The following is a 23,555-nucleotide window of genomic DNA, read 5'->3' on the forward strand; positions in this document are numbered from 1 at the left end:
ATGAAAAAGAGATTATTTATATATACCTCTATAGCTCTTGCAGCGATTTCTTGTAATAAATTTGAAGAAATCAATACCGATGCCTTTGGGGTAACCCAAGAAATGGGTAAGAGAGATGGTATTACTATTGGGGCAAAAATTACCTCTATGCAAGCTCAAGTAGTACCTGTAGGTACGCAAGCTGATGGTACAAGTGTTATAAACCAATACCAAGTTGCTTACCACTTAGCAGCCGATACTTGGAGTGGCTATTTCGCCCAAAACCAAGATTGGGACAACGGGAAAAACAATACTACCTATTTCCTATTAGAAAGATGGTATGAAGCCTCTTATAGTAGCTCTTATACTAAAATGTTGCCCCTTTGGAGTAGTGTGAAAGAAGATGCCGAAAAGAGTAACTTTCCCGAAGCTTTTGCTTTAGCTCAAATACTCAAAATTTCCGCTTGGCACAAAGCTACCGATATGTTCGGCCCTATTCCTTACAAACAAGCTGGTAAAGGCTTGCTAAGAGTGCCTTATGATAGCCAAGAAGAGGTATATCAAGCATTTTTTGACGACCTTACTGCGGCTATTGCAGTATTGCAAACCAAATACAACCAAGGAGGTGCCTTGTTGCCTAACTACGATGCTGTATATGCAGGCGATGTAGGCAAATGGATTAAGTATGCTAATTCACTAATGTTGCGTTTGGCAATGCGCATCCGCTATGCCGCTCCTGCCAAAGCACAACAATATGCCGAACAAGCTATCAATCAAACTTTAGGAGTGATGACCGATAAAGCTGATGAGGCTAAAATGAGAGAAGGTGCGGGACTTAGTTTTGTAAATAATATCGAAACCTTTGCAAACCAATATGGAGAGTGCCGTATGGGTTCTTCTATGTTCTCTTATTTAGTAGGTTATGAAGATCCTCGTTTGATGAAATATTTCAAACCTAGTGATAGTCGATACGCTCAAAATGTACCTTTTGCTGGAGCTAAATATCAAGCTTTACCTACGGGAGCAGGTTGGAAATCAACATCTTTTAAAAGTTTCTCTATGCCTAATATAGAAAAAACTACTCCTACCTATTGGATGCGCGCTTCCGAAGTGTATTTCCTAAGAGCGGAAGGCGCTTTAATCGGATGGAATATGGGAGGAACTGCCGAAGATTTGTACAAAAAAGGTGTAGAGACTTCTTTTGCTGAGAACGATATCAATGTAGCTCAAGCAGATACTTATCTCACTTCAGGTAAAGAACCTGCTGACTATTATGCTAGCTGGTTAGGAAATGCCGATGCCCCTACTCAAGCTACTACTCAGTGGCAAGGTACTAACGAAGAAAAATTAGAAAAAATTATCACTCAAAAGTGGATTGCTCTTTACCCTAATGGTCAAGAAGCGTGGACTGAATGGCGTCGTACAGGCTACCCTAAACTGCATAAAGTAACCCAAAATGCTAGCGGTGGAGTCATCTCTTCCGAAAAAGGAGTACGCCGTATCCCTTACCCCGAAAGCAAACTCACTGGCGAAGATAGAGTGTATTTAGCACGTGCGCTACAACTCTTAGGCGGTGCCAATACTGGTGCTACCAAAGTTTGGTGGGATAAAAAGAACTAACGTTTAAAATACTATGAAAGTTATGAAGTATATATCTAAAGCTATTACTATAGCAATACTTGCAATAGGGCTATCCCTCACTTCTTGCAGCAAGTGGACGGAAATTGAGCCTAAAGAAATAGACCACAACGGGGGTGCCAATACCCTCAGCCCCGAAGAGCGCGATGCGCATTATGCTTCCTTGCGCGCTTGGAAAAAAACTGCCGAAAACTATGGTCGCCCCGTGTCCTTTGGTTGGTTTAGTAACTGGTCGCCCGAAGGTAGTGTGCGCAAGGGCTATTTATCTGCTTTGCCCGATAGTATCGATATGGTATCAATGTGGAGTGGCCCCTTTGGTATCAGCGAAGCTAAAAAAGCCGATAAAGCTTATGTGCAAAAGGTAAAAGGTACTAAAGTGTTTGTGTGCTTTATCTTGCACAATATCGGTACAGGTATCACCCCTTCTTCAATCGCCGATAAAATAAAAGCTGAAAACCCAGGTGACTCTCAAGCGATGCTCAACGATAAAATCAAAAAAGCACAAGAAGCCTATTGGGGCTATACCAGTGGCGTACAAAGCTCTACCGACCATATTGCCGCTATTAGAAAATATGCCAAAGCGCTCTGCGATACTATCGTAAAATACGATTACGATGGGCTTGATATCGACTGGGAACCCGATGGTGCTGGCGATGGTTTCGGTAACCTAAAAGGTGGTTATGAAAGAGGTGAGTATTTGCACGTTTTGGTAGAAGAACTCGGTAAATACTTAGGCCCTAAAGCTACTGTCGATACAGGCAAACGTCGCTATTTGTTAGTAGATGGTGAATTGTGGAATGTGAAAAAAGAATCAGCTCCTTATTTTGATTATTTTATCTCTCAAGCCTATGGTGATAGATATCTTGATTATAGGGTACAAGGAGTTAAAAATGCTTTTGGAAAGTATTACAATACCCGCAAACACATTTTTACTGAAAATTTTGAGTCTCATTCACAAACAGGAGGAGCTTTGCTCGACCAAGCTGAATATAATTCATCTGAAGGACCTAAAGGAGGTGTAGGCGCTTATCGTATGGATAACGACTACGACAATCAGCCCGATTATAAATGGATGCGCAAAGCTATCTATTTGATGCATAAATCTTATGCCGAGTATATGAAAAAACATCCACAACCCTAAAACTACAGCCTTATGAAATTTATAAAATATTGTATAGGAATCTTCGCTTTCTTGGCTCTGAACGCTTGTAAAGACAAAGAAAACGAATTGTTGGAAACCAAAGTCTATTTTGAGCAAGCCCAACAACGACTCAAATTAGAAGATAATGTTAGTAGTCACGCTTTCAACATCACAGCTCGTATCTCTAATATCAGCGATAGCGATGTGAATGTAACCTACCAAATAGGTGATGCCCAAATGGTAGCCGACTATAATGCTAAAAACGGCACTAAATACCAAATGATGCCCGCAAATAACTTCAGTTTACAGAAAAATAGTACTGTAATTAAAAAAGGAAGTGTTTATGCCGAACCTTGCCAGTTAGCTCTTAAAAACCTTTCAACTATCCAAGAGGGGAATACCTATGTAATTCCTGTAACTATAGCCGATGCAAGTGTTCCTACTATCGAAGCTAAAACCTTATTTGTAGAGGTGGCTAAACCTATTGTTATCAACAAAGTATTCGATTTTAATGGTAGAAAATACCTCTCTATCCCAATGGACGAAAAGGCAAAATTCAATGCGCTTACTTATGAGGCAATGATTTATGTAGATACTTTTGTAAAACTCAGTACAATAATGGGAGCTGAAGGAAATCTTATCTTCCGTTTTGGTGATACTACCGTAGATCCCGACCAAATACAAGTAGCTGGAAATGTACAATTCAACCCTTCTAAAAAATTCGCTGCCAAACAATGGTATCACGTTGCCCTTGTGTTTGATGGCGCTACCAAACGCGCTGAAATCTATGTAGATGGAGAACGTGTAGCCGAAAAAACTGCCTCAGTTAGTAGCTTTAATCTCAATGGTGACTTCTTTATAGGTTATGCTTACGATTACGATGGCACTCGTACTTGGAAAGGTAAAATGTGCGAATGCCGCGTATGGAGTGTAGCACGTACCGCCAACGAGCTTAAAAACAACAAACTTGGGGTAGATCCTAACAGCGAAGGTCTCTTTGGCTATTGGAAACTCAATGGTACTGATGTATATCAAAAAGACGGTAACTACTATGTGAAAGACCAGTCTAAAAACCACCGTGATGCCACCTCACGACGTGGTGCTTATCAAAGCGGAAGAGGTCTCTCCGTAGAACCTGATGTTGTCGAAATGAGAATTTCAGAATAATTGTAATATTGTAAATCACACACTTTACCAAAATCGATTATTCTGATAACCAATTGTCTTAATAATCAATTATCTTTGAACTATGTTATGTAGGGGCGTTTTGCAAACGCCCCTATATATTTATATATTTTGCAATCTCCCCTCGTCATTCGTCATTCGTCTCTCGTCATTCGTCCCTCGTCCCTCGTCATTCGTAATTCTTTTTTCTCATTAATCATTCGTAATTCGTAATTATTTTGTACCTTTGCCCCTTGGTATTAGATATAAGCATATAACGAATGAATTTTAACATTTCTGAAACACAACAGATGGTAGCCGAAGCCGCTAAGGACTTCGCTGAAAAATATATCCGTCCCCACGTGATGGAATGGGATGAAAGTCAGGAATTTCCATTAGAAGTATTCCGCAAAGCAGGAGAACTCGGTTTTATGGGCATATTAGTCCCCGAAATCTATGGAGGTTCAGCCCTCGACTACCACGATTATATCGCTATTGTTGAAGAAATTTCAAAAGTCGACCCCTCCATAGGGCTCTCTATAGCTGCTCACAACTCCCTTTGTACCAATCACATCCTCAGTTTTGGCAACGAGGAACAAAAACAACGCTGGTTGCCCAAATTAGCTTCTGGCGAATGGATAGGAGCGTGGGGCATCACCGAACACAACACCGGCTCCGACTCCGGCGGAATGGCTACTACCGCTGTCAAAGATGGTGATGAGTGGGTGCTCAACGGCACCAAGAACTTTATCACCCACGGCAAAAGTGGCAACATCGCTGTAGTGATTGCTCGTACGGGCGAAAAAGGCGACAAGCACGGTATTACTGCCTTTGCGGTAGAACGCGGTACTAAGGGCTTCAGTGCAGGTAAAAAAGAAAACAAACTCGGTATGCGCGCTAGCGAAACCGCCGAAATGATTTTCCAAGACTGTCGCATCCCCGATGCCAACCGACTCGGCGAAATAGGCGACGGTTTTATCCAAGCGATGAAAATATTGGACGGCGGACGTATCTCTATAGGGGCACTTTCTTTGGGTATCGCCAAAGGCGCTTACGAAGCCTCTCTTAAATACGCCAAAGAACGTATGCAATTCGGCAAACGCCTAATTGATTTACAAGCCGTTGGCTTCAAACTCGCCGATATGGCTACCGAAATCGAAGCCTCCGAACTGCTCTTGCACAAATCCGCTTTTCAGAAAAATAACGGACAGCGTGTAACCCTATCAGGAGCAATGGCTAAAATGTACAGTTCCGAAGTGTGTGTGCGTGTAGCTACCGAAGCCATTCAAATTCACGGAGGCTATGGCTATACCAAAGATTTTCCGGTAGAAAAATTCTTCCGTGACTCTAAATTATGTACTATAGGTGAAGGTACTACCGAAATACAAAAGTTAGTCATCACTCGTCAAATAGATAAAAACTCATAATAAACGAAAGCAATTAATTATGTTATCCAATTCCAGTAAGTACGCCATCAATGCAGTAATCTACTTAGCACTATACGCTTCACCTACCAAGAGGTTAGCCCCCAAGGACATCGCCGAAGCGTTACATATTCCTACCTCCTTTTTGGCAAAAATATTACAAATATTAGCCCGAAAAAAGGTTATTAGCTCCAATAAAGGACCCGGAGGAGGCTTTTGGCTTACCGATGAAGAAAAAGCAGCCCCTTTGATGAACGTCGTAAAGCATATTGGCGAAGCCGAGAAATTCACCTCTTGTGCTATGGGCTTCAAAGAATGCTCGTCCGAAAAACCCTGTCCGCTGCACAATTCCGTACAGCCTTTCAGAGACAATTTTATGCGCGAACTCGCCGATAATTCCATCGCCTCTTTCGCTAAAAAAATTGCTGATAAAACTGCATTCCTATCCCCCACAGAGTAATTTGCTAATCAACATTACACTTTACCAAAGGCTAAAATAAAGAAACTTAAAAACAATTATATATTATGGAGAACGGAAAACTCTTTAACATTTTAGGTTGGGTAGCAATGGCTGCCTCTATTAGTATGTATGTGTCATACATACCACAAATCAGTGATAACCTTGCAGGACACAAAGGAAACCCTATACAGCCTTTGGTGGCAGCAATTAACTGCTCGTTATGGGTGATATATGGATTTTTCAAAAAACCCAAAAGAGACTATCCTATATTATTAGCTAACTTACCAGGTATTGTCTTTGGTCTATTTGCCTTTGCAACTGCTTTGTAATTAGGGTATCACACACTTTACCAAAGTTTCTTGCCAGTGTGGCTCGAAACTTTGGCAAAGTTGAAATACATATCCCCTGCTAAATAAAATGAAAAGAATCACTACCGATGAGTATCACGCTCCCGTCGTTTTAACCCTCCCTGAGATTAAAACCCTTATCGATGAATTGCCTTATAGCGGACATCGTTTTGTCGTTTTCTCAGAAGATGGCGATACCGGCGACTACGTGCAGACGATTTTAGAAAATGAAGAACTCGACGAAAAAAGCCGTTATCAAGTAGAAGCGCGCGTGTACCACTCACCCGATGCCTTCACACATTACCGTACCTTTGTAGAAACCGCCGACGAAGCCTTTGCACCTTTTGAAGCCTTCTACAACAACACCCCCTACAGCTATGATAGCTGGGAGAATGTTACAGAAGAATTTCCCAATTAACCAATTTGCCAATTAACCAATTTGCTAATTTTCTAATTTGCTAATTTTCCAAAGATATGTTACAACTAAACACTATTAGAGAAGAAAAAGACCGCGTACTCAGCGGACTTAAAAAACGCAATTTCAAAGAATTGCATCTCATAGACAACATCATCGCCTTAGACGAAAAACGTCGCGCTACTCAGCTTTCATTAGATGAAACATTGGCGAAATCTAACAACCTTTCTAAGGAAATCGGCTCCCTTTTTAAAGCAGGAGAAACCGATAAAGCCAATGCGCTGAAAGAGCAAACAGCCACCCTTAAAGAGGATATCAAAACCCTTACCGACACCCTCAACACTACTGTAGAGCAGCTCAATGATTTGCTCTATCGTGTGCCTAACATCCCTAACGAGTTAGTGCCCGAAGGTACTTCCGAAGCCGATAACGTAGTAGTATTCGAGGCAGGTGAAATCCCTAACTTGGGTAAAGATGCTTTGCCACACTGGGAACTCGCCAAAAAATACGACCTCATCGATTTTGAGTTAGGCGTAAAACTCACCGGCGCAGGTTTCCCCGTATACAAAGGCAAAGGCGCTAAACTACAACGCGCTCTCATTACCTACTTCCTCGACAAGAATACCGAGGCAGGTTACAACGAATTCCAAGTGCCTCACGTGGTGAATGAAGCCTCAGGCTATGGCACCGGTCAGTTGCCTGATAAAGAAGGACAGATGTACCACATAGGGGTTGATAATCTCTATCTCATCCCTACTGCCGAGGTGCCTGTTACGAATATCTTCCGCGATACATTGTTAAACGAAAGCGATTTGCCTATTTGCTGCACTGCCTATACCCCTTGCTTCCGCCGTGAAGCCGGTAGCTATGGCGCTCACGTACGCGGACTCAACCGCTTGCACCAGTTCGACAAAGTAGAGATTGTGCGCATCGAGCACCCCGATAATTCTTACAAGGCATTAGAAGGAATGATAGAACACGTGAAAGGTATCCTCAACGAACTGAAACTCCCTTACCATATTTTGCGCTTGTGTGGAGGTGATTTAGGCTTTACTTCAGCCATAACCTACGATTTCGAGGTATATTCCACCGCTCAAGAAAAATGGTTAGAGATAAGTTCAGTATCAAATTTTGAAACCTTCCAAGCCAACAGACTCAAATTGCGTTTCAAGGACTCCGACGGTAAGAACCGCTTAGCGCATACCCTCAATGGCAGTTCATTAGCCCTTCCGCGCGTATTAGCAGGCATTTTAGAAAACTACCAAACCCCCGAAGGTATTGTAGTCCCCAAAATCCTCAGAAAATACACCGGCTTTGATATTATCAATTAATAAGCAAATATAAAAATCAACAAATCACACACTTTGCCAAAAGTCCTAGCCATACAACTCGTACCTTTGGCAAAGTTTTTTTGTATTCACCAATTTGCTAATTTTTTCTCCTGCTCCCTAATCTCTATCAAATCATCAAAACAATGAGCCAATTAGAAAATTAACAAATAAGTTAATTAGCTAATTGCCTAATTTGCAAATTATCCCTACCTTTGTCCCCTCAAAGAAAATATTCATCATATGGCAAAAAGTATACAAAGCATAGAACCCAATATAGCCGACCTTGTAAATGGCTGGCTCAAAAACTATGAGTTAGACTACAAGTTAGAGCAAGAACCCCTTAACGATGAAATAGACAAAGCACTCAAAGACTATTTCACCAAAAACGGAGGAGCTGGAGCCAACCGCCCCGATGCTAAGCTGCTTTTGCAGGACAAAAACCTCGACTATTACCCTATCCTTATAGAATACAAAGGGTATCCTGATAAACTTGTAAAAAAAGATAGCGAAGGCAATGTAGAAAATCGTACCGCAAAAAACGAACCCCACTTCAAAAATATCAACACATTCGCCGTAAACGGAGCCGTACACTACGCCAATGCCCTATTACACCACACTTCCTTTACCGATATTATCGCCATAGGAGTAACCGGCGAAAAAGACAATAAGGGAAATATCACCCCTAAAATAGGTGTCTATTATGTAGCCAAAGCAAACTTAGGTGTAGGGCAAGAAGTAGCCCAGTTTACCGACCTTTCTTTTCTGAAGAAAGAAAACTTCGACACTTTTGTACAGCAAGTAAAAAGCCTAAGTCTAAGTCCCGAAGAATTTGAGCATATCAAACAACAGCGCGAACAAGAGATTGACGCCAGCCTTACCAAGCTTAATAACGATATTTACGAAAATGAAAAAGGATTAGATGAAAAAGACCGTATTTATTTAGTAGCCGCTGCTATTATCGCTACTTTGGGTGTGGCGGGCAAAGTAGCACCCTTAGAGAAAAACGAACTCAAGTCATCACCCGAAACAGGCAACCGTGATGGCGATATTGTTATTAGAAAAATACAAGCCTTTTTAAAAGAAAGAGACTTAGCCGAAGACAAACGAGAGCTAATAGTTCGCACCCTTTCCAATACCCTTTTAACCGACAATATCAACAAAGCCACCAATGGCGAAAGCCAGCTTAAACGCGTCTTTACCAAAATTGTAGACGATCTGGGTATTTACTACAAAATAGGTCTTACGACTGACTTCACAGGAAAGCTCTTCAACGAAATGTATGCTTGGCTCGGTTTCTCACAAGATAAGCAGAACGATGTAGTACTTACCCCTTCTTACGTAGCTACCCTATTAGTCAAGCTCGCCCGCGTAGGCAAAGATTCCTACGTATGGGACTTTGCCACAGGCTCTGCCGGACTCTTAGTCGCCGCAATGAACGAAATGCTCGCCGATGCCAAAGAAAACATTATCTCACCCGATGCCCTACGAGCCAAAGAAGCCCATATTAAAGCTAAACAACTCTTAGGTGTAGAACACCTACCCAGTGTCTATATATTAGCCGTCCTCAATATGATTATGATGGGCGATGGCAGCTCTAACATCCTCAATGAAGACTCTCTAACTAATTTTGACGGAAACTACGCCTTTGGTAAAAAGGAAAAATTCCCCGCCGATGCCTTCGTGCTCAATCCTCCCTATTCCGCAGAAGGCAACGGAATGATATTTGTAGAAACCGCACTAAATATGATGCAAAAAGGCTATGCAGCTATCATTATTCAGAATTCAGCAGGTTCAGGAAAAGCCAAAGAATTCAACCAACGTATCTTAGAGCAGCATACCCTTGTAGCAAGTATCAAAATGCCTGTTGACCTCTTCATAGGCAAATCCAGCGTACAAACAAACATCTACGTCTTCAAAGTAGGAGAAAAACACCAAAAGGAAGAAATTGTAAAATTCATAGACTTTAGTAACGATGGCTACACCCGTACCAACCGGAAAAAGTCAAGGAATAACCTCAAAGACACCTACCAAGCTAAAGAACGATATGCCGAATTGGTAAAATTAGTGCGCTTTGGCAAAAGTCAGCTACATATTTTTACCGAAAAAGAATACTATGAAGGCACTATCGATCCTAAAAACGGTGCTGATTGGAACCAATCTGCCCCTGTAGATACCATCCCCACCCTCGCCGACTTCAAAAAAACAGTCGCCGACTACCTCGCTTGGGAAGTAACCAACCTACTGAAAACCCAAAACACCCCCGATGAACACTTGGGAAAATAAACGCCCACTTAATAAAAAAAATGCAACAAACTAAGTGGGCTAATTTTCAGTTGCAAGAACTATTTTATATTGTTGGAACAAAATCTTTAGATAGTAATGCTATAGATTTTTTAGATAACGGAATTAATTTTGTAGGAAGAACTTTTGAAGATAACGGAATACAAGGAAAAATAAAAAAACAAGATTTTGAGCCTAATGCTCCTTATACTATTACGGCTACTGTCATAGGAAATTATAAATATGTCAAATTTCAGGAACAGCCCTACTATTGTTCTCAAAATATTAATAAATTAACTCCCAAACCTATTATATCAAAATGGAATAAAAAAATAGCTTATTTTTTTGTAGCAAATGTACAAAAATTTGTTTCTTTATATAATGGGCAACAAGGAGGGTATAAATTGGATGACATAAAAAAGCATGTAATCCTCCTCCCCACCCATAACGGAGCCATAGATTTTGCCTTTATGGAAACCTTTATAGCTGAGCTGGAAGCTCAGAGTATAGCTGAGCTGGAAGCTTACTTAACCATTACAGGGCTTAAAGACTACACCCTTACTGAGGAAGAAGAAAAAGTGCTAAACAGCTTAGATAAAGTACAGTGGAAAGAATATAATTTAAATGATTTATATGGTAATGCTACACGCGGAAAACGACTAAAAAGTGCCGACCGTATAACAGGGAAATTACCTTTTGTAACCGCAGGTGAAGCCGATACAGGTATTTCAGATTTTATAGGAAACAAAGTAACTATCTTTTCTGAGAATACCACAACTATTGATATGTTCGGTTCAGCCAAATACAGAAACTATTCTTATGGAGGAGATGACCATATAGCTGTTGTGCATACCGAAAAAGTACCCAAATATGCCGCTATTTTTGTAACTTCAGCTATACACAAAGTATCTTATGCAGGGCAATTCAGTTATTCACGTAACTTTTATGCTAAAGATGCAGATGAGCTAAATATTTTCCTCCCCACTAAAAACGGCACCCCCGATTATGACTTTATGAACACCTACATCTCTGCCATTCATAAAGTAGTCATCAAAGAAGTCGTCCTCTATGCCGAAAAGAAAATACAAGCTACTCAAGAAGCCATAAAATAACAATCTCCCCATAAAACAACAAAGCCAGCCCCCCAGCTGGCTTTTCCTATCCCCTAAAACAAACTCAACTGTTCCACGGGCAGTAACTGAAATGTTTTGCGGTGGTGCTCAGTAGCGCCGTGTTCGGCGATAGCTTTGCGGTGTTCGGGGGTGGGATATCCTTTGTTTTGCTGCCAATGGTACTCAGGGTATTGCTGGGCAAGGTCTTCCATATAGGCATCGCGGTAGGTTTTCGCAAGTATCGAAGCTGCCGCGATGGTTTGTATTTTGCCGTCGCCTTTCACCACACATGCATAAGGAATTTTCTGGTAAGGCACAAACTTATTGCCGTCTACTGCAATAAATTCAGGGGTAGGGGAGAGCTGCGCAATAGCGCGGTGCATAGCCGTGATAGAAGCGCGAAGGATGTTCAGCTCGTCTATTTCGGCAGGGAGTACGTGACAAATGGCATAAGCCACCGCCTCACGCTCGATGATAGGTCGCAAGAGGTTGCGCTGTTTTTCGGTGAGTTGTTTAGAGTCGGTGAGGAGGTCGTTTTTGAAGTCGGGGGGCAATATCACAGCTGCCGCTGTTACAGGACCCGCCAAACAACCGCGCCCGGCCTCATCCGTACCCGCTTCTAATGAAGAATGATAGAATAATTGTAACATATCTCTTACCTCTTATCTCTTACCTAAAATAAGTGTCGAGCAGTTGCCTCCAAAGCCAAAGGAGTTAGAAAGCACGTGCTGTATAGGTTTGTATTTCAGTTCGGTTTGTGGGCGGATAGGCACTTCTTCCATTGGAGTGCTGAAGTTTAGGTTAGGGAATACTACCCCGTGTTGTAAGGCTAATACACTAAATACCGCTTCTACTGCCGAAGCTACTGCCAAAGTATGCCCCGTAAAGGCTTTGGTAGAACTAAAATCGGGGACGTGCTCGCCAAAAATGCGTATCAAGGCGCGACTTTCGGAGAGATCGTTGTTTACGGTAGCTGTGCCGTGTGCATTGATATAATCAATGTCAGCAGGGGTTAATCCTGCTGTTTGTAGGGCTTTTTGCATTGCTAAAAACGCGCCTTCACCATCGGCGGAGGAGGCTGTTTGATGATAAGCGTCATTGGCATTGCCCCACCCTTTGATTTCTGCTAGTATAGTAGCCCCACGTTGTAGGGCATTTTCTTCGGTTTCCAATACCAAAAAAGCACCTGCTTCCCCTAAGTTTAAACCCTTGCGATGTTGGTCGAAAGGAGTGCAGTCGGTATCAGAGAGAATCATCAAGGTATTAAAACCATTGATAGTGAATTTAGAGAGGGCATCGGCACCACCAGCAATGAGACAGTTGGCTCTGCCAGTACGAAGCAGGTTGATAGCTGTTATGATGGCATTTGCCGAAGAAGAGCAGGCAGTACTCACGCTAGTTACAACGCCTTTTATGCCTACGTAATCGGCGATTTGGTGAGTTACCTCGCCTATGTTGTGAGTAGTGATATAGCGTCGTAGGGGTTCATCATCGCCATAGCGGAAAAAATAGTTTTCGGTCATATCCATACCCCCCACCGTGGAAGCCATAATGAGTCCGCAGTGAGTGAGGGCTGAAGGGGTAAGACCAGCATTGGCAATGGCTTCCTGCAAGGCGATAATCCCCAAGAGAGAGGTACGTGAATAGGCGTTCACTTCGGGTAATCGCAAAGCGGTAATAAGCTCAGTGTTCGTGCGTTTGATTTCGCCTACCTTGATGTGGTCGGCGTGAATGGTTGCTACATTTTCAATCCTGCTGATACCAGCTTGGCGATGGGTAAGGGCATAAAAATGCTCTCCGACAGTGTTACCTATCGAAGAGTTAATTCCCATTCCCGTGATGACTACTTTTTTCGGCATCGCTATTTAGTGCGGTGAGCGGTGATATAATCAGCCATTGTTTTCACCGATTGGAAGATTTCTTTTCCTTTTTTAGGGTCGTCTAAGCGGATACCGTAATTCTTGTCGAGTAGTACGATAAGTTCGAGAGCATCGATAGAGTCGAGAGCTAAACCAGTGCCGAAGAGGGGCTCGTTTTCATCGATATCCTCGGGGGTTACTTCTTCTAAGTTGAGTACTTCAATAATTTTGTTCTTGAGTTCTAAAATAAGTGCGTCCATTATAAAAAGTTATTATTAGGGGGCAAAGATAGTGAAGAATTAGCAAATGAGCAAATTTTAGAAATTAGCAAATTATGTAACAAAAAAAGTAGAGATGAATCACTCATCTCTACTTTATTAAGTTTGTTGTAAAAAACTATTTTAGGGTTCTTCGGAAATCTCATTGTCGTAGTGATTCTGGAAATTTAAATGAGTATCACTTTTATAAACGCTGAGTCTCCCTTTAGGCACATAGATATGTGCTATTTTGTTGGTTGCATTGTTGAAAACAGGAAAACTTGTTTGTGGTGGATTAGCTCCTTTAAAAGTAGCCGAAGTGAGTTTACTACAAGAATAGAAAGCAAAAACTCCTATGTTTTGTATATTTTTAGGAAAAGTAACCGAAACGATTGCATCGTTATAATGAAAAGCATCTCTACCAATAGCTTGTAGACTTTCAGGGAATTTGAGAGTTGGAATCTGACACGAATTGAAAGCGTCCTCATCAATAGTAATAAGTCCTTCTGAAAACTGAACAGTAGTAAGAAGGGATCCCATAAAGGCTTCTTTGCCTATCACTTGTACTCCCGCAGGAATGGTGATACTATTGATTTTAGTCGCATAAAAAGCCTCTTTGCCAATATTTGTTAGACCATTAGGTAAAGTGATAGTGCCTAACTTTTTATGAGCATAAAAAGCTTCTTCACCTATAATTTTTACCTTGCTAAGGGTGCCATCCGCTTGCATATCAAGAACGGAGGTATTCTCATTTTTCCACTTTACTAAGGTAAATCCATCAGCACTCAGTTCATAATCAGAAGCTGGAATTGAGTCGTCGCTATCTTTTTTACAAGCAAAAAGAGCAAAAACTGAAAAAAGTAATAAAAATTTTTTCATTGAATGTAATTTTTTAAGTTTTTACGGTGCAAATGTATAAAATTAATTTCAACTAACAAGGGTTTAAAGGCTAGTTTTTCAGTTTAGAGATTACAAGGGTTTTTGAAAGCTGCTGCGGAAGTGCAAAATATAGATTGTATCGTTTTCCTCATCTACTTGGTAATACAAAATAAATCTACTTTTAAAGAAAACTCTTTTATAAGCATCTATAGTTTCTACATAATTAGCTAAGAAATAAGGAGATATAGTAATTTCCTTTACTAATTTAAGCGTTTCTGCATCAATCTTTTTAGAATAAGAATCCGACATATTATGGATTGTCCAATACATCAGAGTCTGTTTAAATTCAATTTTAGCTTCTTCTGTCCAAAAAACTTTCATAGTATGCTCTTGCTTCATTAAAAACCTCTTCATTGCTATACACTCTTCCGTGTTTGATATCTTCGCGTGCGCGCTCTATACTGCGGATATCTTCTTCCGTAATTCCAAAGGAATCTTCAGGTTCAGCAACCTCTATTCCCATATCAGCCAAAGCTTTTACTGCTAATTGGTACTGCTGAAAATCTAATTGATTTTTTAATATTATGGTATTCATTATTTTTTACTTTTAAAGTTATACAACGGCAAAGGTAGTGAAGAATTAGCAAATGAGCAAATTTGAAAATTAGCAAATTGTGCAATGAAGGTTATAAAGCATTTGTAATTCTGTTCTCTATGCTTTTAGCTAAAGAAACTATGGTTTCATCATAGTTTTGAGGTGTTTTTAAAACCTCGTTTAAATGATACTTTATCTTCATTAATATTTCTGTTCCTATAGCACTATATTTTATACTATCGGATAATTGTGTTGCTATTTCAGTAGCTCCTTTCTGCTTTAAAATGTTGATAAGAAGGTCAGTTTCTTCGTATAAATCCATAAATTCTTTATAAACGCAATGAAAAATAACTGATTGTTTTTACTCAAATTTGCTAATTTCCTAATCTGCTAATTGGCAAATTGCTCTATAATCATCGTCTAAAAACTCAACCCACGCCATTAGTACACTTTGGGCTTTGCCTTGCGCTAAAAGCGAGTTGCTGTATTGCTCTAAAAAGGGTTGTGCCTCCTCGTAACTATCGAATACAAAAAAACTGTTTTCGGTTTTCAGTTGGTGACGTATGCTTATTTCACCTAAACAGATGTTGGGAAGGGTGTAAACAAACACAGCGGGACTGGGGTAATATTCCTGTGGATTGGCAATAGATGCCTGATGTTTGCGGTCGGTGTCGAGGCTGGCAGAGCGATTCGCAAATACTAAGGCTACACCGTTTTTCTCGGATTGTGAAAACGGACGTAAGAGAACTTCGCTGGCTAAAAAAGCGAGCTTGCTGAGGTTATCCATTTTGAAGAATTTAGGATACTCCATTTGCAGGGCTTTGAGGGCTTTTTTGGAGAAATCGGCAAATGAGTCGCTTTTATCAGTGAAAAGCACTGAGCCGTTTAGAGTGATGGTGTTGTTTTCTATAGTGCAGGTCTTCATAAGTGAATAGTGAAAAGTTGTTATTTGTGGGCAAAGGTAGGAATAATTTATCAATTTGCTAATTAGCTAATTCACTAATTTACAAATTTACCGATTTGTTAATTCGCTAATTATGTAGTATCTTTGTCGGCAGTAACAAAAATGCTTCTCTATGAAAAAGTTTTTATTAGGCTTGCTTTGCTTCTTGTGTTTAGTGATAGGTACACTCTACCTCACCGGCTATGGCTATATCCTCAAAGCGGTGGCAATGGTCTATGGTACAGGGCATACCACTACTTTCCTCGATGATTATACGTATTTTGATAATCGTACGATTGCCAAAAGTTCCGCCGCTCAACCTTGGGCGATTTCTTTGGATTACAACAAAACTCCCGAAACCCCCGAACTGCAAAATGCACATCAAAAATACGGCACTGTGGCTTTTCTCATCATCAAAGGGGATAGCATTTGGCACGAACAGTATTTTGATAATTACAACTCTAAAAGTATGAGCAATTCGTTTTCTATGGCGAAGAGCTATGTGTCAGCACTTTTGGGTAGGGCTATAGCCGATGGCTATATCAAGAGCCTCGACCAAAAGGTGAGTGATTTTTTTCCTGAATACAAAGAAGGTTTTGCGGCACAGCTAACAGTAGGTGACCTCTCTTCTATGGCGTCGGGTCTCGATTGGGACGAGTCGTACTACAACCCTTTCTCTATCACTACTCGCGCTTATTTTGACAAGGAGTTTCGCGAGAAGATGTTGCACTTAAAAATTACTTCACCCCCAGGGAAATCGTTTAAATACCTCAGTGGAAATACTTTCTTCTTGGGGATGGTTTTAGAAAAAGCTACGGGTAAAACGCTTACCCAATACCTTACCGAAAGTCTTTGGCAACCAATGGGTTGTGAGAGTGATGCCCTTTGGCAATTGGATAGCGAGGAGAGCGGATTGGAAAAAGCATATTGCTGTATTGCCTCTAATGCACGTGATTTTGCGCGTTTGGGGAAACTCTATCGCGACCACGGCAAATGGAATGGCAAACAGTTGTTAGACTCCACTTTTGTAGCCACCTCAGTACAACCGCGCTTTGCCGAGAGTCCGCAGTATGGTTATGGCTGGTGGTTGTTAGACTACAAAGGAATTCATTTCTTTATGATGCGCGGACACTTAGGGCAATATGTGATTGCCAACCTCACTGATGATGTTATCATTGTGCGCTTAGGACACCACACTGCCTCCAAACCCTCCGAAGAAATTATCTACCCTCAAGACATCTACGACTATATCGATGAGGCGTATAAGATGTTAGGGGTCAGGATTTAGGTTTCAGGTGTCAGTGCTGTAGGGGCGTTTTGCAAACGCCCACGCCAATAAGTTTTGCAAACGCCCACACTAATAGGTTTTGCAACTGCCCACACTAATAAAACCTTTCGCGCAGGGACTGCAATTTATTCACAATTTATTTTTGTTTGACTATAATTATGAAAGATTTTCCTTTTGAAGAAGAAAAAGAATATATCGCGATGGTGGAGGCGAGTAAGTGCAGAACCTATATAGGTTTTATAGAGGCACTCAACGATGCTTTTTTCATTCATACCGGTCAGGAGCCTCATATCAATGATACGATGTGGCATATATTTTCATCGGATGTAGGGCATCGCAAGATAAAAATACTTTTTATGCGCAGTGGAGCCTTGAAAAAACTGCCTGTTTATCACGAAATCACCGCTGATTTAGAACAGTGGAAACGTTATTGGGAAGCCGAAAATCCCAAAAACCAATTAGAATGGGAGTTTTGTTGAGGTAAGAAGTAAGAGGTATGTAGTCCCAAATTCGTGAAAATTCGTAGGCTTTTAATAAAAATAGAATGAAAAAAGTATTATTATTCATAGTTTTAGTTACTATTGTCAAAACTTATTCGCAAACTTCAACTGCGTGGCAATTGGTATGGGAAGACGATTTTAATCGCAAAGACATCTTCTCAACGGCTGTATGGTCTAAAATCCCCCGTTGTGAAAAAATTGATTGGTGCAATACAATGAGTGATCACAAAAGTCTGTTTAAAATTAAAAAAGGTAACCTCATTTTGTCGGGCAAACCCAACCCACGCCACAAAACCGACCCTAATCAGTACATTACCGGAGGTGTTTTTACCAAAGGCAAGATGTATTTTACTTTTGGGAGGATAGAAGTGCGCTGTAAGTTAGAGGGCGTACAAGGTTCTTGGCCTGCCATTTGGATGCTTCCTCAGAGCATTAAATGGCCTAAAGGAGGTGAAATTGACATTCTTGAGCGCCTCAACCACGATGCTTTTGTATACCAAACCGTACATTCGCCCTACACCCAAAATGGCAATACGAAGTACCCCAAACACTCAGCAACAGCCCCCATTCGCCCAACTGACTACAATGTATATGCTGTACAATGGGATAAGGAAGCGGTACGTCTTTATGTAAACGATAGTCTTTCACTCACTTACCCACGTATACCCGAAAAAGAAACCGAAGGACAATATCCTTTCACACAAGAACCTTACTACCTGCTAATTGATATGCAACTTGGTGGCAGTTGGGTAGGAGATGTAAAACCCTTCAAAAAGCCCGTAAAAATGTACATAGATTGGGTGCGGTATTACCAAAAAACTGATTGATTGTTATTGAGGTGTGAGAAAGTATCTGAATTTACAAAATAATTCACCGTCGGGTGAAAATTCGTGAAATTCGTGGGCTTTTAAGAAAAATAAAAAATGGAAAGAAAATACAAAGCCAGTGCCGCTTTAAGAGTCTTCTCTTTAGGACTTTGCGAGTACGCTGTTCATATTGAAAACGGCGTGCTGAGGACTACTTGCGCTCCTCTCCCTAATATGAAACCTATCAAAATAAAGGATATACTCTCGGTGCGATGTTATGAAAAAGGGACTTACTATAGAGGCACAACTACTTATTGTATTTACTATGAATTTGCTGTGAAAGGCAAAACACCACAATACTTGCGTTACAATGTGTTGGACGGTGATACAATGCAACGTTTGCTCAAAGACCTCAAGATGATTAATCCTAATATTTTCTTCACGCCTGAAGTAAAAGCCTTTGTGAATACCCCCATTCCTAAATACAAAATACACTTCGATTTTACACCTATCGACGAGCAACCCAAAGCTGAGCAGTATGCCAAAACCCAACGCCCTTTTATTCTGCAACACCCTTCAGTGAATGTAGCTCATAGCTGTATAAGTTTTTTGATTGAAATGAGCTCTGTAGCTTTATTTATGTTGATTTTATGTGCAAGTATTTTTCTACTACCTAAAGGGATATCTGTTATCACTATACCTTTTATTATTATAGCTTTTATGACTTCTATAATGCCATTTTTCGAGCTAAGTATGAGTGTTTATGGGATTTATGGAGGTTGGAAAAAGATAGAGACCAATGTTACAATAACTGGTTTAGTACTCCTTGTATTATTCGTTTTTTGTTTATTCTTTGGAGTGGAGTGGTGGAGGTTTTTGAAATGAACTTATTCACAATCTACTTTTGTTTGACTATATTTGTAGAAAGAAGAAGTTTTTAGTATTTTTGCCGAAAATTAAAAATAACATATAAATATGATAACTATACAAAGTAAATTAATTGAAAGAATGAAAAATACAGAAGATATTTCCTTAGTAGAAATTTTTGGTGACGATTTTATGGATGATTCAAATATAAAAGATAAATTATCTGAAATTGAGTTAGATATAAAGGACGTAAAAAATTTAGGGTTTAGTTATACAAGCACTAAAGAAGTTCCATCAAGAGGAGATACTGTTCTTACCTTTGAAAAAGGTGAAGACAAAAAAGGTAAAGAGATAGAAACTTGTGTTTTGTTTGTAGACATAAGAAATTCTGTACAATTGAATGAAGAACATTCTCCTAATACGATGGGGAAGATATATACTGCTTTTACTAAGTCAATGTTAAAAATAGCAAAATATCATTCGGGAGAAGTCAGAAATATAATAGGAGATAGAGTAATGATTGTATTTCCTACAGAAAATTGTACTGAAAATGCAGTCGAATGCGCTATATCTATTAACCATATTTCAAAAATTATGAATAAGGTTTTTAGTGATGTCGATTTTAGATGTGGGATAGGTATTGACTATGGTAAGATGAGAGTTATAAAAGTAGGTATAATACGGCAGGGAGATAATAATGTAGAGAATAAGAATTTAGTTTGGATTGGAAAACCTGCTAATATAGCTTCAAGGTTAACCGATATAGCAAATAAAGAAATAGATTTTGTTCGCGTAAAATATGAAATGATTACCCATAATTATCTAGATCCAATAATAAAAGCTGTGCCTTTTTTTAGTTATAATGGTAAGTCTTACGTTCATTCTGAGAATGAAAAAAAAGAATACGAGGACTTCTTGTCTTGTGATAGTTTTTTTAAACCTCCTTTTTCGGATAAATACAATTTTTTCGGAGCGAAAATATTATCATTAAAAATAGAAAAACAAGCAATACCTCCAATACTCATAACAGAGAATGTTTATGATCGTTTATCTCCAAGTATTAGAGATTATTTTAATGAACAAAAAAATATAGATGTCAAAAATAACTTAAAAAAAGTATATGGAGCAAATTTAAAATGGAAACAAAAATAAACATAGCAATTAAGAGGTTAGAAATGGTAACTCAATGGATTTCTAACTGTGATACCAAAATCTCTTTTGTATTAACTTTTTATGGTGTTGCAATAACAATTTTATTTACCTCAGGATTTGATTTTTATAAAATACTTCATTTTGAGTGTACAGGAGGTTCTTTTTTAGATATCATCCATTTTTTTAGGATGATTATTTGTTTGGTATTTTTTGTTTTATTGTGTTTTAATTTTTCTTATATATTCAAAACTTTAAAAGCAAGAGTAGAACCAAACACAAAAGATTCCAATATATTTTTTGGATTAATAGCAAAAAAGAAGTTTGAGGAGTTTCAAAAAGAAGTTGATAATGAAACACAAGAAGACTTTTTAAAAGATATTAATAATCAAATATATATAAATTCAAAAATAGCAGATGAGAAATTTTTATTTTACAATAAAAGTTTGAATAGCTTATTTTGGTCACTGATAGTGTTTTTTATACTTTTAGTGCTAAATACATTTAGCTAAGTATAATATTGACTTTTTTGATAAAAATATATTATCTTTGCGTTGTGTTTTTAATATTACTAAAATGGATCAATAGTTGAAAAATAGTTCTTACTGATTTATATTATATTGTTACCTTTGAGTAGTGTCTTTTCCCTTTTTTGAATAGAACTGATGAATGTTTATAATCAGTAGGTTAATTCAATTATTGATTGATATTAATAACTTTGAGTATGGAGAAAATAGCAGAACTTATACTTAGTCTTTGGGATAAATCCACCAATAGAAGATTAAAAGATATTGAAAAAGAAACGGAATTATTTAATCTTTTAAAAGAGAAAGGATTAAATGATTTTAAAGAGATAGAATTTGAGATTATTTTTTATAGACTTACAGGTATTAAAACTAATTATGTTTTTGCTCAAAAACTAATGAAGTTTAAGAAAGAGATTGGTGGTAAATATACTTTTGATTATTATAGGAAAATATTTCCATATTTGGTAGAAGATGAAAATGGAAATATAAAAGTTAATATCAATAATAGGCAAGAAGTAATACTTAAAATTTTTTTATGGGGAGCTATTATTGCTTTATTGGTTGTTTTTCTCATCATCTTGAGCTCAATTATTTTTGTTAATAACTTTTCAGAAAGAGATTTCACTCTTAGAGTTTTAGCTTTTATGATTTCTATATCTTTAGTGTTTTATATTAATCTTATACTTTACGATAGTGCATATAAAGCTTCGTATTTAAAAAAGAAAATAGACAAAACTATGACTGGTTCTAATAATGTGTAGTTAACTTCTTATAATATGCAAGAACAAGAAACCCAAATATACGGCATTCGTGCCCTGATAGAAGCTCTCAAAGCAGGCAAAACCATCGATAAAGTCTTTTTGCAAAAAGGCTTACAAGGCGGTTTGTTTAAAGAGTTAATGCCTCTACTGCAAGCAGCCCAAGTGCCTGTGCAGTATGTGCCCGTTGAGAAGCTGAACCGCCTTACCAAGAAAAACCACCAAGGGGTAGTGGCAAACCTTTCCCCCGTAGATTATCACAATTTTGAGGATTTGGTGATTTCGGTTACCGAAAGCGGAGACACACCGCTTTTCCTCGTGTTAGACCACCTCTCGGATGTACGCAACTTTGGTGCGATTATCCGCACGGCAGAGTGTACAGGCGTTTCGGGGATTATCATTCCTAAGCGCGGCAGTGTGAGCATTACCGCCGATACTGTCAAAACCTCGGCTGGAGCTGTGTTTCGCGTGCCTATCTGCAAGGTGGAAAACCTCGTAGATGCCGTGTACTACTTACAAGGCAGTGGCATCAGGGTAGTGGCTGCGACCGAAAAGACAAACCAATTGCTATACGCCGAAGATTTTACCGTGCCTACTGCTATTGTGATGGGCGCTGAGGATGTAGGCGTATCGCCTGCTGTACTGAAGGTAGTAGATAGCAAAGCCAAATTGCCAATGGTAGGCGATATCAGTTCGCTAAACGTTTCGGTAGCTTGTGCCGTGTTCTTATACGAAGTAGTAAAACAACGCCTCTAACCTCTAACTCCTAACACCAATGAACCGCCAACAAACTCGAGGAGTTATACTGCTCCTCGTTCTTATCGTCGCGCTGCAATTCGCCTTTCGCAACTGTGAATTTCGCCATACTTTCACTCCCGTCGAAACTGCGTTGGGCTACCGCGAAATGGATTCGTTAAGGGCGCTCGCGACTGCCCTTAAAAAGGATACTATCTATCCTTTCAATCCTAATTTTATCACCGATTATAAAGGCTTCAAACTGGGGCTCACTCCAGAGCAAATCGACCGTTTGCAAGCCTTTCGCGCACAGAATAGGTACGTAAATTCTGCTCGAGAATTCCAACAAGTAACGGGTGTTTCGGATAGTTTGCTCGCCAAAATAGCTCCTTCTTTCAAATTCCCCGATTGGGTGAACAATCGCAAAACAACTGCTTATAACTATGAGTATGCTTCCTCTAAGCATTTTCCCAAACAAGATATCAACACGGCTACTGCCGAAGCGCTGATGAAAATCTACGGCATAGGCGAGGGGTTTTCTAACCGTATTTTGAAATACCGCGACAAACTGCACGGCTTTACCTATATCGACCAAGTGGCTGAGGTATACGGACTTGACAAAGAGGTCTACCAGCGTGTAGCCGAACGTTTTGAGGTACAAACCGCTCCCGTGATAGAGAAAAAGAATATCAATGCGCTCAATATGTATGAACTGAGCAAAATACCCTATGTGAAATACGGCGAAGGTAAAAAGATTGTAGGATTGCGTTCAGAACTCGGTGCTATCAAATCTTTTGATGACCTTTTGCAAATCGAAGGTTTTGATAAAGAACGCATCGCCCGCTTGCAGTTGTATTTGTATATTGAATAGGCGCTACAGTTTGCTAAAGTTCCCTGCCTGTGCGGCTCACACCTTTGGCAAATTTGATTAATCTGATAATCAATCACTTTTAGAGTGTGCTATGTAGGGGCGTTTTGTAAACGCCCATACAACAAAAAGAACTTTTTGGACAGCCTCATATAAATAAAACTTTTTCGGACAGCCCCAATAAAACTAAAGAGGTAGCCCAACAATAAGCCACCTCTTTTAATCTCCAAATT

Annotated in this window: 27 protein-coding genes; 19 read left to right on the forward strand and 8 right to left on the reverse strand. The window is 39.5% G+C overall.

Annotated elements, in window-relative coordinates; all coding sequences use genetic code 11:
* The 10 genes from I7X29_RS04800 to I7X29_RS04845 all read left to right on the forward strand — a co-directional run bounded on the left by I7X29_RS04800 (position 1) and on the right by I7X29_RS04845 (position 11,291).
* A complete protein-coding gene (locus I7X29_RS04800; RefSeq protein WP_198473042.1) occupies positions 1 to 1,599 on the forward strand; it encodes a RagB/SusD family nutrient uptake outer membrane protein in 1,599 nt (532 codons plus the stop codon).
* 22 nt (positions 1,600 to 1,621) lie between these two features.
* Entirely contained in the window at positions 1,622 to 2,758 is a 1,137-nt protein-coding gene (locus I7X29_RS04805) for a glycoside hydrolase family 18 (protein WP_198473043.1), read from the forward strand.
* A gap of 12 nt (positions 2,759 to 2,770) precedes the next feature.
* Complete coding sequence (locus tag I7X29_RS04810; RefSeq protein ID WP_198473044.1) at positions 2,771 to 3,925, forward strand: DUF1735 and LamG domain-containing protein; 1,155 nt, start codon at positions 2,771 to 2,773, stop codon at positions 3,923 to 3,925.
* A gap of 278 nt (positions 3,926 to 4,203) precedes the next feature.
* Complete coding sequence (locus I7X29_RS04815; RefSeq protein WP_198465745.1) at positions 4,204 to 5,349, forward strand: acyl-CoA dehydrogenase family protein; 1,146 nt, start codon at positions 4,204 to 4,206, stop codon at positions 5,347 to 5,349.
* A gap of 19 nt (positions 5,350 to 5,368) precedes the next feature.
* Entirely contained in the window at positions 5,369 to 5,806 is a 438-nt protein-coding gene (locus I7X29_RS04820; protein ID WP_198465744.1) for an RrF2 family transcriptional regulator, read from the forward strand.
* A 65-nt stretch (positions 5,807 to 5,871) separates the two neighbouring features.
* Entirely contained in the window at positions 5,872 to 6,135 is a 264-nt protein-coding gene (locus I7X29_RS04825) for a SemiSWEET family transporter (RefSeq protein WP_009412761.1), read from the forward strand.
* 88 nt (positions 6,136 to 6,223) lie between these two features.
* Positions 6,224 to 6,571: a hypothetical protein gene (locus I7X29_RS04830; protein WP_198473046.1), complete on the forward strand. Its 348-nt coding sequence runs from the start codon at positions 6,224 to 6,226 to the stop codon at positions 6,569 to 6,571.
* A 56-nt stretch (positions 6,572 to 6,627) separates the two neighbouring features.
* On the forward strand, positions 6,628 to 7,899 hold the full coding sequence (serS, locus tag I7X29_RS04835) for a serine--tRNA ligase (RefSeq protein ID WP_009412759.1): 1,272 nt from the start codon (positions 6,628 to 6,630) through the stop codon (positions 7,897 to 7,899).
* Positions 7,900 to 8,139: 240 nt separating this feature from the next.
* Positions 8,140 to 10,182, forward strand: a complete 2,043-nt coding sequence (locus I7X29_RS04840) for an HsdM family class I SAM-dependent methyltransferase (protein ID WP_198473048.1) — start codon at positions 8,140 to 8,142, stop codon at positions 10,180 to 10,182.
* Positions 10,183 to 10,202: 20 nt separating this feature from the next.
* A complete protein-coding gene (locus I7X29_RS04845; protein WP_198473050.1) occupies positions 10,203 to 11,291 on the forward strand; it encodes a restriction endonuclease subunit S in 1,089 nt (362 codons plus the stop codon).
* 53 nt (positions 11,292 to 11,344) lie between these two features.
* On the opposite strand, the gene I7X29_RS04850 is transcribed toward I7X29_RS04845, so the two are convergent.
* The 8 genes from I7X29_RS04850 to I7X29_RS04885 form a co-directional block, all read right to left on the reverse strand.
* Complete coding sequence (locus tag I7X29_RS04850; RefSeq protein ID WP_198473052.1) at positions 11,345 to 11,941, reverse strand: ribonuclease HII; 597 nt, start codon at positions 11,939 to 11,941, stop codon at positions 11,345 to 11,347.
* 12 nt (positions 11,942 to 11,953) lie between these two features.
* Complete coding sequence (locus I7X29_RS04855) at positions 11,954 to 13,150, reverse strand: beta-ketoacyl-[acyl-carrier-protein] synthase family protein (protein WP_198473054.1); 1,197 nt, start codon at positions 13,148 to 13,150, stop codon at positions 11,954 to 11,956.
* 2 nt (positions 13,151 to 13,152) lie between these two features.
* Positions 13,153 to 13,410 carry a phosphopantetheine-binding protein gene (locus I7X29_RS04860; RefSeq protein ID WP_002674344.1) on the reverse strand — a complete coding sequence of 86 codons (258 nt, stop codon included), beginning with the start codon at positions 13,408 to 13,410 and terminating at the stop codon, positions 13,153 to 13,155.
* A gap of 141 nt (positions 13,411 to 13,551) precedes the next feature.
* A complete protein-coding gene (locus I7X29_RS04865; RefSeq protein ID WP_198473056.1) occupies positions 13,552 to 14,286 on the reverse strand; it encodes a leucine-rich repeat domain-containing protein in 735 nt (244 codons plus the stop codon).
* A 90-nt stretch (positions 14,287 to 14,376) separates the two neighbouring features.
* Positions 14,377 to 14,667: a type II toxin-antitoxin system RelE/ParE family toxin gene (locus I7X29_RS04870; protein WP_198473058.1), complete on the reverse strand. Its 291-nt coding sequence runs from the start codon at positions 14,665 to 14,667 to the stop codon at positions 14,377 to 14,379.
* Positions 14,639 to 14,881, reverse strand: coding sequence for a toxin-antitoxin system, antitoxin component (locus I7X29_RS04875; protein WP_198473060.1), 243 nt, complete (start codon positions 14,879 to 14,881; stop codon positions 14,639 to 14,641). Before I7X29_RS04875 ends, I7X29_RS04870 begins: the two co-directional genes overlap by 29 nt.
* 91 nt (positions 14,882 to 14,972) lie before the next feature.
* Entirely contained in the window at positions 14,973 to 15,203 is a 231-nt protein-coding gene (locus I7X29_RS04880) for a hypothetical protein (protein WP_198473062.1), read from the reverse strand.
* A gap of 60 nt (positions 15,204 to 15,263) precedes the next feature.
* On the reverse strand, positions 15,264 to 15,806 hold the full coding sequence (locus I7X29_RS04885) for a 3-oxoacyl-ACP synthase (protein ID WP_198473064.1): 543 nt from the start codon (positions 15,804 to 15,806) through the stop codon (positions 15,264 to 15,266).
* Between the two features lie 151 nt (positions 15,807 to 15,957).
* Here I7X29_RS04885 and I7X29_RS04890 point away from each other — a divergent pair, with 151 nt between their 5' ends.
* The 9 genes from I7X29_RS04890 (at position 15,958) to I7X29_RS04930 (ending at position 23,325) form a co-directional block, all read left to right on the forward strand.
* The gene (locus I7X29_RS04890) at positions 15,958 to 17,112 is read left to right on the forward strand and encodes a serine hydrolase domain-containing protein (RefSeq protein WP_198473066.1); all 1,155 of its coding nucleotides are present in this window, start codon (positions 15,958 to 15,960) and stop codon (positions 17,110 to 17,112) included.
* A 158-nt stretch (positions 17,113 to 17,270) separates the two neighbouring features.
* Entirely contained in the window at positions 17,271 to 17,591 is a 321-nt protein-coding gene (locus tag I7X29_RS04895; RefSeq protein WP_198473068.1) for a hypothetical protein, read from the forward strand.
* Between the two features lie 65 nt (positions 17,592 to 17,656).
* Positions 17,657 to 18,439, forward strand: a complete 783-nt coding sequence (locus tag I7X29_RS04900) for a glycoside hydrolase family 16 protein (protein WP_198473070.1) — start codon at positions 17,657 to 17,659, stop codon at positions 18,437 to 18,439.
* Between the two features lie 96 nt (positions 18,440 to 18,535).
* On the forward strand, positions 18,536 to 19,303 hold the full coding sequence (locus I7X29_RS04905) for a hypothetical protein (protein ID WP_198473072.1): 768 nt from the start codon (positions 18,536 to 18,538) through the stop codon (positions 19,301 to 19,303).
* 123 nt (positions 19,304 to 19,426) lie between these two features.
* Complete coding sequence (locus I7X29_RS04910) at positions 19,427 to 20,437, forward strand: adenylate/guanylate cyclase domain-containing protein (protein ID WP_198473074.1); 1,011 nt, start codon at positions 19,427 to 19,429, stop codon at positions 20,435 to 20,437.
* The gene (locus I7X29_RS04915; protein ID WP_198473076.1) at positions 20,422 to 20,946 is read left to right on the forward strand and encodes a hypothetical protein; all 525 of its coding nucleotides are present in this window, start codon (positions 20,422 to 20,424) and stop codon (positions 20,944 to 20,946) included. The genes I7X29_RS04910 and I7X29_RS04915 overlap by 16 nt, the downstream gene beginning before the upstream one ends.
* 212 nt (positions 20,947 to 21,158) lie before the next feature.
* Positions 21,159 to 21,722: a hypothetical protein gene (locus I7X29_RS04920; protein ID WP_198473078.1), complete on the forward strand. Its 564-nt coding sequence runs from the start codon at positions 21,159 to 21,161 to the stop codon at positions 21,720 to 21,722.
* Between the two features lie 15 nt (positions 21,723 to 21,737).
* Positions 21,738 to 22,475: a 23S rRNA (guanosine(2251)-2'-O)-methyltransferase RlmB gene (gene rlmB / locus I7X29_RS04925; protein ID WP_198473080.1), complete on the forward strand. Its 738-nt coding sequence runs from the start codon at positions 21,738 to 21,740 to the stop codon at positions 22,473 to 22,475.
* Positions 22,476 to 22,494: 19 nt separating this feature from the next.
* Positions 22,495 to 23,325 (forward strand): helix-hairpin-helix domain-containing protein, encoded by an 831-nt coding sequence (locus I7X29_RS04930; RefSeq protein ID WP_198473082.1) that lies wholly within the window; start codon positions 22,495 to 22,497, stop codon positions 23,323 to 23,325.
* The last annotated feature ends 230 nt before the right edge of the window (positions 23,326 to 23,555 follow it).

The sequence above is a fragment of the Capnocytophaga periodontitidis genome (assembly GCF_016126015.1).
In the GTDB taxonomy this organism is placed as follows: Bacteria; Bacteroidota; Bacteroidia; order Flavobacteriales; family Flavobacteriaceae; genus Capnocytophaga; species Capnocytophaga periodontitidis.